General features: G+C 71.6%; 10 protein-coding genes. 6 read left to right on the forward strand and 4 right to left on the reverse strand.

The window, feature by feature from the left end; all coding sequences use genetic code 11:
- The coding region (locus AC1HC7_RS06490) for a YeeE/YedE family protein (protein WP_479498809.1) at positions 1 to 1,038 on the reverse strand (1,038 nt) is incomplete at its 3' end.
- Between the two features lie 288 nt (positions 1,039 to 1,326).
- Between AC1HC7_RS06490 and AC1HC7_RS06495 the strand changes: the two genes are divergently transcribed.
- The 4 genes from AC1HC7_RS06495 (at position 1,327) to AC1HC7_RS06510 (ending at position 5,327) form a co-directional block, all read left to right on the forward strand.
- Positions 1,327 to 2,565: an MFS transporter gene (locus AC1HC7_RS06495; RefSeq protein ID WP_479498810.1), complete on the forward strand. Its 1,239-nt coding sequence runs from the start codon at positions 1,327 to 1,329 to the stop codon at positions 2,563 to 2,565.
- Positions 2,566 to 2,570: 5 nt separating this feature from the next.
- Positions 2,571 to 3,317, forward strand: coding sequence for a DUF4336 domain-containing protein (locus tag AC1HC7_RS06500; protein ID WP_479497422.1), 747 nt, complete (start codon positions 2,571 to 2,573; stop codon positions 3,315 to 3,317).
- Between the two features lie 40 nt (positions 3,318 to 3,357).
- Positions 3,358 to 4,920 carry an MATE family efflux transporter gene (locus AC1HC7_RS06505; RefSeq protein ID WP_479497423.1) on the forward strand — a complete coding sequence of 521 codons (1,563 nt, stop codon included), beginning with the start codon at positions 3,358 to 3,360 and terminating at the stop codon, positions 4,918 to 4,920.
- A gap of 86 nt (positions 4,921 to 5,006) precedes the next feature.
- On the forward strand, positions 5,007 to 5,327 hold the full coding sequence (locus tag AC1HC7_RS06510) for a 2Fe-2S iron-sulfur cluster-binding protein (protein ID WP_479497424.1): 321 nt from the start codon (positions 5,007 to 5,009) through the stop codon (positions 5,325 to 5,327).
- 5 nt (positions 5,328 to 5,332) lie between these two features.
- On the opposite strand, the gene AC1HC7_RS06515 is transcribed toward AC1HC7_RS06510, so the two are convergent.
- A complete protein-coding gene (locus tag AC1HC7_RS06515; RefSeq protein WP_479498811.1) occupies positions 5,333 to 6,874 on the reverse strand; it encodes an ArnT family glycosyltransferase in 1,542 nt (513 codons plus the stop codon).
- Between the two features lie 327 nt (positions 6,875 to 7,201).
- Between AC1HC7_RS06515 and AC1HC7_RS06520 the strand changes: the two genes are divergently transcribed.
- Both AC1HC7_RS06520 and AC1HC7_RS06525 read left to right on the forward strand, forming a co-directional pair.
- Positions 7,202 to 9,427, forward strand: a complete 2,226-nt coding sequence (locus AC1HC7_RS06520) for a DUF255 domain-containing protein (protein ID WP_479498812.1) — start codon at positions 7,202 to 7,204, stop codon at positions 9,425 to 9,427.
- The gene (locus AC1HC7_RS06525) at positions 9,424 to 9,855 is read left to right on the forward strand and encodes a hypothetical protein (RefSeq protein ID WP_479497427.1); all 432 of its coding nucleotides are present in this window, start codon (positions 9,424 to 9,426) and stop codon (positions 9,853 to 9,855) included. Before AC1HC7_RS06520 ends, AC1HC7_RS06525 begins: the two co-directional genes overlap by 4 nt.
- A gap of 26 nt (positions 9,856 to 9,881) precedes the next feature.
- Here the strand turns inward: AC1HC7_RS06525 and AC1HC7_RS06530 are convergent, their stop codons facing one another.
- On the reverse strand, positions 9,882 to 10,178 hold the full coding sequence (locus tag AC1HC7_RS06530) for a DUF1330 domain-containing protein (protein WP_479497428.1): 297 nt from the start codon (positions 10,176 to 10,178) through the stop codon (positions 9,882 to 9,884).
- Positions 10,179 to 10,210: 32 nt separating this feature from the next.
- On the reverse strand, positions 10,211 to 10,550 hold a 340-nt coding region (locus AC1HC7_RS06535; RefSeq protein ID WP_479498813.1), incomplete at its 5' end, for an exodeoxyribonuclease VII large subunit.

Raw genomic sequence — 10,550 nt, forward strand, 5'->3', positions numbered from 1 at the left:
CGGATGGTCCAGCAGCCGGTCCGTGGCCACCGCGCCGATCCACATGCAGGTGAGCGCGATCCAGGCGGTCAGCGCCAGCGCCGATGTGCCGGTGACCCCGGCCCCGATGGCGCAGCCGCCGGCCAGCATGGCGCCAAAGCCCATCATGAAGGCCCCGATGAGGTAGCGGTTCATGTTGGCCGCGCCCTCGAAGCCCTGCCATTGCCATTCGCCCGCCAGCCATACCGAGACGAAGGCGCCGATCACCACGCCCGGCACCAGGCCGACGGCGAAATCGACCTCCCGATCGGGGGTCAGGAAAAACATCAGCGTGTCCGCCGACGGGCCGGAGAAGGTGAGGCTTTCCACCTGCACCGGGTCGAAGGCCTGGATCGAAATCGTGTAGGTCAGCATCCAGCCCAGCGCCACGGCGAAGCCGACGCCCGATCCGGCGAACAGGGTCATCGCCGAAACCCGGTTGCGAAAGGCGATGATCAGCGCCAGCCCCGCCGCCGCCGCGCCCAGATACAGCCCGAAGCGGTCGCCGAGGCCGAGCCAGCCCGAGATTTCGATATTCGAGCCGCCGGTGATCCACAGCCCGGCCAGCCATTGGCGCAGGGGGGCGAGCGCGCCGCGCAGGCTCATCTGCGCGGTGACGGCGAAGACCAGCCCGGACAGCAGCGCGCGCATGTTGCCGGTGGCGCAAAGCACCAGCAGCCGCCCCGAGCAGCCGCGCGACAGCACCATGCCGACGCCGAAGATCAGCCCGCCGATCACCGCGCCTGAAATCGAGCCGGGCGCGGCCAGCATCCGGGCCTCGGTTATGTCCATGAATTCCAGCGCGATCAGCAGATGGGTCCAGAACAGCGCCGTGGAAAAGGTCAGCAGCCACACCGCCATGCGCGGCCCGAACCGTCCGGAGGCGAATTCCACCGTCGCCGCGCGCAGGCAGAACCGGCTGCGATGCGCGGCGACGCCGAAGATCATGCCGATGATCAGCGCGCCGAGCGCGGCGACGCCGCTTTCGCCGAAAATGTCGAACAGGAATTCGAGATCCATGCCTGGTTCCTCCGCCCCGACGGCGCCTGGTCCCCGATCTCGGCCCGCGGCGCGTCTGATCCGCGAAGATGCCTGATTCGCCGGCGCGGCGCCTTGACCGAAATCATGCAGATATATGCATGTGTGGATTTCGCAACGCGCGCGGGGCCCGGCGCACGGCCAAGGATGGCATGGCGGGATGAACGAAATCCCCGTCGGGGCGGCGTCGCCCCGTCTCGCCGCTCGCCCGGCCATGAAAAATGCGCCCCCGGTCTCGCCTTGAGGCGAAAACAGGCGTAAGGGAGCCTTATGAAATCTCGTCCCTTCCCCGTCGGCGAGGCGCAGAGCCTGCCGTTCTGGCGCCGCCCCGTGGCGCTGCTGATCCTGATGGCGGCGGCGATGCCGCTGGCTTTCGCCACCTGGAGCGCGCTGCTCAACAATTTCGTCATCGAGGCCGCAAGCTTCGACGGCGCCGATATCGGCTGGCTGCAGACGGTGCGCGAGATCCCGGGGTTTCTCGCCGTCGGGGTGATCGCGGTGCTGCTGCTGGTGCGCGAGCAGACGCTGGCCTACATCGCGCTGATCACGCTGGGGGTCGCGGTGGCGATCACCGCGTATTTCCCGAGCTTTCAGGGGCTGCTGCTGACCACGTTCCTCGGGTCGCTGGGGTTTCATTATTATGAAACCGTGAACCAGTCGCTGCAACTGCAGTGGCTGCCCAAGGCGCAGGCGCCCAAGGTGCTGGGCTGGATCGTCACCGCGGGTTCGGCGGCCTCGCTGCTGGCCTACGGGCTGATCGTCACGGTCTGGGCCACCCTGGGGCTGAGCTACGAGAGCATCTATCTGGCCGGCGGCGGGGTGACGATCCTGATCGCCGGCGTCGCCTGGCTCGCCTATCCCCGATTCGAGGCCCGTCACGTGCAGCGCCGGACCATGGTGCTGCGGCGGCGCTACTGGCTGTATTACCTGCTGCAGTTCATGGCCGGCGCGCGGCGCCAGATATTCGTGGTCTTCGCCGCCTTCATGATGGTCGAGCGCTTCGGCTTCAAGGTGCATGAGCTGACGGCGCTGTTCATGATCAACTACATCGCCAACATGGTGTTCGCGCCGATCATGGGCGGGCTGATCTCGCGATTCGGGGAACGCCGGGCGCTGATCCTGGAATACATGGGGTTGACGCTGGTGTTTTCGGCCTATGCGGGTCTGTTCTACTTCGCCTGGGGCGCGGCGCTGGCGGCGGCGCTGTATGTGATCGATCACCTGCTGTTCGCGCTGGCCTTCGCGCAAAAGACCTATTTCCAGAAGATCGCCGATCCGGGCGACATCGCGCCCACGGCCGCCGTCGCCTTCACCATCAACCATATCGCGGCGGTGTTCCTGCCGGCGGCGCTGGGCTATCTGTGGCTGATCTCGCCCATGACGGTGTTCGCGCTGGCGGCCTGCATGGCGGTGGTCTCGCTGGCGCTGGCGCTGATGATCCCGCGCCACCCCGCGCCGGGGCGCGAAACCGTGTTCGCGCGCGGCCCGGCGCTGCGCCCCGCGCAATAGCCGCCATGCTGAAGATCGCCCCCTATGCGCCGCTCAACGCCCTGAAGCCGCTGGCCGAGGACATCTGGATCGTCGACGGGCCGGTGATCGCGATGAAATACCTGTGGGTGGGCTCGCTGCCGTTTTCGACCCGCATGACGGTGGTGCGGCTCGACGATGGCGGGCTGTGGCTGCATTCGCCCACCGAAATGACCCCGGCGCTGCGCGCCGAGATCGACGCGCTGGGCCCGGTGCGCGCGCTGGTCGCGCCCAACCGGCTGCACTGGCGGTGGCTGGGCGACTGGCAGGCGGCCTACCCGCGGGCGCGGGTTTTCGCCGCCCCGAAGGTCGCCGGGGCGGCGGCCGGGCGGGCCCGCGTGGACGAGGATCTGGGCGAAGCCGCCCCGGCGCTGTGGGCGGGCCAGATCGACCAGATCCTGACCATCGGCGGCTACATGACCGAGGTCGAGTTCTTCCACCGCCGCTCGCGCACGCTGATCCTCACCGACATGATCGAGAATTTCGAGCCCTCCAAGATCGGCGGCGCGCTGACCCGCTGGATCATGAGGATCGGCGGCGTGCTGGCGCCGAACGGCGGCATGCCGCGCGACCTGCGGCTGACCTTTCTGGGGCGCAGGCGGGCCGTGCGCGCGGCGGTGGAGACGATGATCGCCTGGAATCCCGCGCGCATCGTCATCGCCCATGGCGCGATGATCGAGACCGACGCCCCGGGCGCGCTGCGCCGCGCCTTCGCCTGGACCGGACTGCGATGAGCCGCGCCGTCGCAACCGGCCCGCGGCCGCGGGCCGGCGCATGACCGGGTCGGCGCGATCCGCGACGCCGCGCGCCGGCGCCGCGCCCCATGGGCGTTTCACCACCGGGTCCACCATGCGCCACGTTGTGGTGATGACCATGACCGGCTCGCTGGGCCTGACTTTCATGTTCCTGGTGGATTTCGTCACCCTGTTCTACGTGTCGCTGCTGGGGGACGAGGGCCTGACCTCGGCCATCGGCTACGCCTGGACCATCCAGTTCTTCACCGTGTCGCTGGGCATCGGCTTCGCCATCGCGGCGACGGCGCTGGTCAGCCGGTCGCTGGGGGCGCGGGACCGGGAGGCGGCGCGGGGCTACGCCAGTTCGGCGCTGACCACCACCGTGGCGTTGATGATCGTCTGCGCGCTGGCGGTGCTGGTCTGGCGGCGCGAATTGCTGGCGCTGGCCGGGGCGCGGGGCGAGGCGCTGGAGGTGGCGGCGCGGTTCCTGGCCATCACCCTTCCGTCGCTGCCGCTGGTGGCGATCGGCATGACCGGATCGTCGATCCTGCGCGCCGAGGGCGACGCGCGCCGGTCCATGCTGGTGACCATGGCGGCAGGGCTGGCGGCGGTGGCGCTGGACCCGCTGCTGATCTTCGGGCTGGATCTGGGCGTCGACGGCGCGGCCACCGCCATGTCGCTGTCGCGCGGGCTGTCGGCGCTGCTGGCGCTGCATTTCATCGTCCGGGTGCATGATCTGGCGGCGCCGTTCAGCCTGGCGCGCACGGCGCGGGACATGGCGCCGGTGCTGGTGGTGGCGGCGCCGGCGACGCTGACTCAGCTGTCCACGCCGTTCGGCAATTTCCTGCTCACCGAGTCGATGTCGCAATACGGCGACAGCGCGGTGGCGGGCTGGGCGGTGGTCAGCCGCATGACCGTGCTGGCCTTTGGCGGCATCTTCGCGCTGTCGGGCGCCATCGGCGGCATCATCGGCCAGAATTACGGCGCCCGGCGCATGGACCGGGTGCGCCGGGCGTTTCGCGACGCGCTGATTTTCTGCTGCGTCTACGTGTTCGCGGTCTGGGGGCTGCTGGCGCTGGGCGCGAACCTGATCGCCGGGCTGTTCAGCCTGTCGGCGCAGGGGGCCGAGGTGGTGCGGGTGTTCGGCCATGTGGGGGCCGGGGGGTTCGTGTTCGCGGGCATCCTGTTCGTGTCCAACTCCGCCTTCAACAACCTGGGGCGGCCGGTCTATTCGACGCTGTTCAACTGGTCGCGCGACGCGCTGGCGATCCCGGTGGCGCTGGGGCTGTTCGCGGCGCCGTTCCTCGCCCCCGGGGTGATCTACGCGCAGGCGGCGGCGGGGGCGGGCGTGGGGCTGGCGGCGGCGCTGTTCGCCTGGCGCTTCGTCAACGGCCGCGAGGCGCCGCCGGATCACGCCGACTGGGGCTCGGCCCCGTCGATCGGCTCGGCGCGCGCCGCAACGGCGCTGCCGATCGGGCGGGCCTCGGGGACGACGGGCGCGAATGGCGGCGGGATCGCGGGCGATGCCCCCGATGCGCCCCTTGACGAGTCGCCCGATGCGCCTCCCGGCAGGCCCCCCGAACATCCCCCCGGGGCGGATTGACGCGCGCAGTGACGCGTGGATTGACTCTGGCGTCCCGCGCGCCTGCGGATTATGCAGGGCGGCAACGCAAACGAGGGTCCGGACACATGGTCAAGATCACCTATATCGAATTCAGCGGCAAAGAGCATGTCGTGGACGTGGCCGAGGGCCTGACCGTCATGGAGGGCGCCCGCGACAACAACATTCGCGGCATCGAGGCCGATTGCGGCGGCGCCTGCGCCTGCTCCACCTGTCATGTGCATGTTGACCCGGCCTGGGTCGACAAGCTGCCGGCCAAGGAGGACATGGAGGAGGACATGCTCGATTTCGCCTACGAGCCCGACGCCACGTCGCGCCTCACCTGCCAGATCAAGGTGACGCCGGAGCTTGACGGCCTGATCGTGCGGATGCCTGAAAAGCAGATCTGAGGCGGCTATCGCGCCGCTGGCCCGGGCGCCGGCCCGGATGACGCCCCGGATGGGGAATCAGGCCGGGATCCGGGTGGGGCGAAGCGCAGCGCCGAATAGCGAAAATCCTTGCCGTAGACCGTCGCCGGGGCGCTGATCCGCGCCGGCGCGCCCACGGCCCGCCAGCCCCGCGCCTCCAGCGCCGCGACGGATCTGGACGGGGCCGCCCCGGGGCCGCGCCAGAGCAGCAGAACCGGGCGCGCGGGATCGATGCGCGCGATGTCGCTGCGCTGGCGCGCTTCGGCGGCGACGCCTTGCCGCGCGGCGGCGATGGCGAAATTCGCCGCCGTCGCCGGGCGGTCCCCCAGCAGGACCGGGGCGCCGGCGATCAGCGCCGGGGGCAGCGCCCGCGCCAGCGCGTCGTAGGGGCGACCCCATTCATGGCCCCCGAACAGCGTCATCGCGGCCATCCCCGGCAGCACCGCCAGATAGGCGATCCCGGCCAGCGCGAAGGGCCAGCGCGCGGCGAACCGCCAGCGCAGCGCCACCCAGACCGGCAGCGCCGCGAGCAACGGCGACAGGTAGCGTTCGCGCACCACGTGCATGTCCGCGACCAGCACGATGACCAGCAGCGCCAGCATCGAGATCGCCATGCCCCAGCCGACGGCCCGCATCGCCGGGCCGGCGATGTCGCGCCCCGGGCCCGGCGCCGCCTCGCCCCGCCAGCGCGCCGCGCCCCAGACCAGCAGCAGCGGCCAGGTCCAGGCCAGCGCGGCGATGGCGAAGGACAGCGCCCCGTCGAGGCCGATCCCGGGCAGGTCCGGCAACGCGCTGTCGCGATAGAGTTTTTCAATGCGCCCGGCGCTGCGTTCCAGATCCAGGGCGGCGGCGACCAGCTGCGGCGCGGCAAGCGCCAGGAACGTCGCGAGGCCAAGCCACAGCCGCCGGGTGAACAGCCGCGCCCGGGTCTCGGCGACCATCGCGCCGCCCGCCAGCATGCCGATAATGGCGATTCCGGCGTTGAACTTCGCGCCCATGGCCATGGCGGCGGCGAAGCCGAGCCACAGAAACGCCGCGCCGCCGCCGCGAACGGCGCCGCCCAGATAGATCAGCGTCAGCGCGTGCAGCATCCCGGCCATGCCCGCCATGGCCAGCGTGGTGTTGGAATGGGTCACCGCCGCCATCCAGACGATCTGCGGCAGGAAGGCCGAGACCGCCAGCGCGCGCAGCCCGGCCCGCGGCCCGCCCAGACGGCGCGCCGCGTCCCAGATCAGCAGGTGGAACGCCGCCGTCAGCCCGTAGCGCACCAGCGCCGAGGCCCCCGCCCAATCGCCGGTCAGCCGCAGGGCCGCCGCGGTCAGCCAGTTGTAGAGCGGCGGGTGCGAATGGCCGTAGACCATCCGCAGGTCGGTCTGGCCGACCAGCTGCGCCTCGTCCACCTCCAGAAACGGCGACAGCCACAGCCGCAGCGCCGCCAGCGCCGCCATGTAGCCGAGCATCAGCCACGGCGCCCGGCGCGCCAGCCGGTCGCCGGGCGCGCCGTCGGTCTCGGTCCCGGTGCGATCCATGGCCGTCTCCCTTTTGCGCGCACCCTACGCAGGGCGGCGCGGGGCGCAAGGCCCGGCAGGCGTTGTCGGCGCGGGATCCGCCAGGCGCATGCAGATCCGCCGCGCCCGGACCGGCGCGCCGCCGCCCCGTGCAGGGCGTAGGGCGGATCCCGATCCGCCATTGGCGCGCAGGTATGTGATATCGCATTCCTGCGCCATGGGTTAGGCTGCCCGCGCAGGCCGGACAACCCACCGGAGAGACCCATGCGCCTCGCGACCCCAGCCCTCGCCCCAATTCTCGCCCCAGTTCTTGTCGCCCTCGCCCTGATCCTGACCGGAGCGCCGCTCATGTCCGCAGACCCCCCCGGCGCCGCGCGCCCCGCCGGCCTCACCGCCCGGCTCGAAGCCGTCTACGCCGCCAAGGGGCCGGATTACCGCCCCCGCACGCAGCTGCTCGACGACGGGCGCGCGCGCTATGTGAACCGACTGATCGAACAGGCCTCGCCCTATCTGCTGCAGCACGCCCACAACCCGGTGGACTGGCGCCCCTGGGGCCCTGAGGCGCTGGCCGAGGCGCAGGCGCTGGACCGCCCGATCTTCCTGTCCATCGGCTACGCCACCTGCCACTGGTGCCATGTGATGGAGGAGGAGAGCTTCGACAACGAGGAGGTCGCCGCCCTGCTCAACGCCAATTTCATCCCCATCAAGATCGACCGCGAACAGCGCCCCGATCTGGACCGCATCTACATCCTCGCCACGCAATTGCAGAACCGCAGCTCCGGTTGGCCGAATTCGCTGTGGCTGACGCCCGAGGGCAAGCCGTTCCACACCGGCACCTACTATCCCAGGGCGCAGTTCATGCAGGTGCTGGCGGCGGTGCGCGACGCCTGGGCGCTGGACGACCGCAGCGAGATCCTGCGCGTCGCCGACGCGGTCGCCGACGCCATCGCCCGGCATTCCGCGGCGCGCGGCGAGGCCGCCATCGGCGCGGAGGTCTACGCCGCCGCCGCCGCCGAGCTCGAAGCCGTGCACAACGCGCTGGAGGGCGGGTTTTCCCAGGCCGCGCAATTCCCGCAGGAAGGCTTTCTGCTGTTCCTGCTCGATCACTGGCGGCGCACCGGCGCGGGGCTGGAGATCGTCACCGCCACGCTTGACGCCGCCGCCGCCGGGGGCATCCACGATCAGGTGGGCGGCGGCTTTCACCGCTACACGGTGGACCCCAACTGGCGCACCCCGCATTTCGAAAAGATGCTCTACAATCAGGCGCTGCTGTCGCGGGCTTTCGTCGAGGCCTGGGAGGCCGCCGGCGACCCGGTCCACGCCCGCGCCGCGACCCGCGCCTTCGACTATGCGCTGCGCGACATGAGCGCGCCCGACGGCGCCTTCTACGCCGCCGAGGACGCCGACAGCATCAACGCGCGCGGCGAATTGGAGGAAGGCGCCTTCTATGTCTGGCCGCCGGAGGCCGCCCGCGCGGCGCTGGGGGATGCGGGGGATTACGCGGTCGAGACCCTCGGGCTTGACGAGCCGCCGACCATCGAGGCCGGCCCGGTCGCGCATCTGAGCCCCGGCGAGACCCCGGATTTCGCCCGGCTCGACCCGCTGCTCGACGCCCTGCGCCGCGCCCGGGACGCCCGCGCCCGCCCGCTGCGCGACGAAAAGGTCATCGCCGGCTGGAACGGGCTGATGATCCGGGCGCTGGCCGATGGCGGCGCGGCGCTGGGCGCGCCGCGCTACGTGGCGGCGGCGGCGCGGGCGGCGGACGCGGTGACCGCGCGGCTCTGGACCGAGGCGGGCGGGCTGAAGCGCATCCATGCCGGCGGCGCGGCGCTGGAAGATGGCGGCCTGCCGGATTACGCCTGGTTCGGGCTGGGGCTGCTGGCGCTGCATGACGCCACCGGCGATCCCGACTGGCTGGCCCGCGCCGAGGCGCTGGCCAGGGACATGCTGGCGCGGTTCGGCGAAGCGGACGGACGCTTGCGCATGGCCCAGGCGGACGGGCCGCTGGGGCCGATCTTCGAAACCGAGGACGGGGCCGCGCCGGCGGGCGAATCCTCGGCGCTGGAACTGCTGGCGCTGCTGGACCGGCGCAGCCCGGATCCCGAATGGCGCAGCGCCGCCAAGCGGCTGCAGGGCGCGATCTCGGGCCAGATGGCGCGAATCCCCACCATGCGCACCCAGGCGCTGATCGGCGCGCGGGTGCTGGCGGAGGGCGAAAGCGCCGCGCGCCGCCCGCTGGCGGGCGGCGTCGCGCGCGCGCAGGTGTTGCGCACGCAGCGCGATGGCGGCGGGGGGGGCTGGCGGCTGGAATTGCGCCTGGCGCCCGGCTGGCACCTGAACGCCCCGGATCCGGGCCCGGACTGGCTGATCGGCGCGGCGCTGGAGGGCGCCGACGCCGACTGGCCCGCCGGGCAGCCCGCCCCGCTGGGGTTTTCGGACGACCCCGTGACGGTGCTGGAGGGCGACATCTCCGTGCCCTTCACGCCCGACGGGGACGAGGTGACGCTGACCGTGCAGATCTGTTCCGACAGCATCTGCCTCGACCCGCAAACCGCGGCGTTTCGCCTGCGATGACCGGGGCGGGTTCGGGATTTCCGGTTCTGGCGCTGGCCCTGGCGGCGCTGACGGCGGCGGGGGATGATCCGGGCGCGACCCGCATCGCCCCCGAGGCCTTCCGCGCCTATGCCGAGGGCACGACGCTGTTCTTCGCCGAGCAGGGCGGCGAGGACGCGCTCTACGGCGCCGAGCAGTATCTGGCCGGCGGCAAGGTGATCTGGCAGGATTCCGCCGGGCGCTGCGTGCGCGGGGTCTGGATCGCGCGCGACGATGATCTGTGCTTCACCTATGCCGACGACCCGCGGCTGACCCTGTGCTGGGGGTTCTGGCGCGACGCGGCGGGGCTGTTCGCGCGCCTCGTCGGCTCGCCGCAGGATGAACGCCTGCGGGTGGTCGCCCAGTCGCCTCGTCCCGTGCAATGCGCGGCGCCGGGCGCCGGCGTCTGACCTGTGGGCCAATGGCGGCGCTGATTTCAGGCGCCCTCGACGATGGTCAGGGTGGCGATGCCGGCGTTTTCGCGAAACGCCCGCGCGGCCTGGTATTCGGGCGAGGCGTAGCAATCGAGCGCGTCCTGGTAGCTGGCGAATTCGATCACCACATGGCGCTCGCGGCCCTGGGCGCCCTCCAGTTCCGTGCAGGCGCCGCCGCGCGCGAGGAAACGCAGGTCGTATTTGTCGAAGGCGCGCTTCGACCCGGCAACGTATTTCGCGTATTGCGCCGGGTCGGTGACGTGGACATGAGCGATCCAGTAGCCTTTTTTGTCAGCCATGGGCGGGGATTCCTGTGTTCGGGCGTTGAGGGTCAGAAAAGCGACCCCTGGGGGTCCTGGTTCTTTTTCGCGGGCGGCTTGCGTCGGCGCGGGGCCTCCGGCGCGGCCCCGGCGGGGCCTTCGGCGCGGGCGGCGAGGCGGCCCTCGGCAAGTTCGATGTCCAACGCGGCGCCCGGCGCGACCTCGGCGGCGCGGGTTGCCAGCGCGCCGCCCGCCAGCCGCACCACGGCGAAGCCGCGCGCCAGCGTGCCGCGATAGCTGTAGCTCTCCAGCAGGCGGGCGGATTTGTCGAGCCGCTCGCGCGCCGCCTGCGCGCCGCCGCGCCCGGCACGATCGAGCCGGCGCGACAGGTCGAGATCGGAAGAGCACACG

The organism is Oceanicella sp. (assembly GCF_056449545.1).

Excerpts from the sequence above, each read along its gene's own strand:
- AC1HC7_RS06495 (WP_479498810.1), top strand. The coding sequence starts at position 1,327 with ATGAAATCTCGTCCCTTCCCCGTCGGCGAGGCGCAGAGCCTGCCGTTC.
- AC1HC7_RS06500 (WP_479497422.1), top strand. The coding sequence starts at position 2,571 with ATGCTGAAGATCGCCCCCTATGCGCCGCTCAACGCCCTGAAGCCGCTG.
- AC1HC7_RS06505 (WP_479497423.1), top strand. The coding sequence starts at position 3,358 with ATGACCGGGTCGGCGCGATCCGCGACGCCGCGCGCCGGCGCCGCGCCC.
- AC1HC7_RS06510 (WP_479497424.1), top strand. The coding sequence starts at position 5,007 with ATGGTCAAGATCACCTATATCGAATTCAGCGGCAAAGAGCATGTCGTG.
- AC1HC7_RS06515 (WP_479498811.1), bottom strand. The coding sequence starts at position 6,874 with ATGGATCGCACCGGGACCGAGACCGACGGCGCGCCCGGCGACCGGCTG.
- AC1HC7_RS06520 (WP_479498812.1), top strand. The coding sequence starts at position 7,202 with ATGTCCGCAGACCCCCCCGGCGCCGCGCGCCCCGCCGGCCTCACCGCC.
- AC1HC7_RS06525 (WP_479497427.1), top strand. The coding sequence starts at position 9,424 with ATGACCGGGGCGGGTTCGGGATTTCCGGTTCTGGCGCTGGCCCTGGCG.
- AC1HC7_RS06530 (WP_479497428.1), bottom strand. The coding sequence starts at position 10,178 with ATGGCTGACAAAAAAGGCTACTGGATCGCTCATGTCCACGTCACCGAC.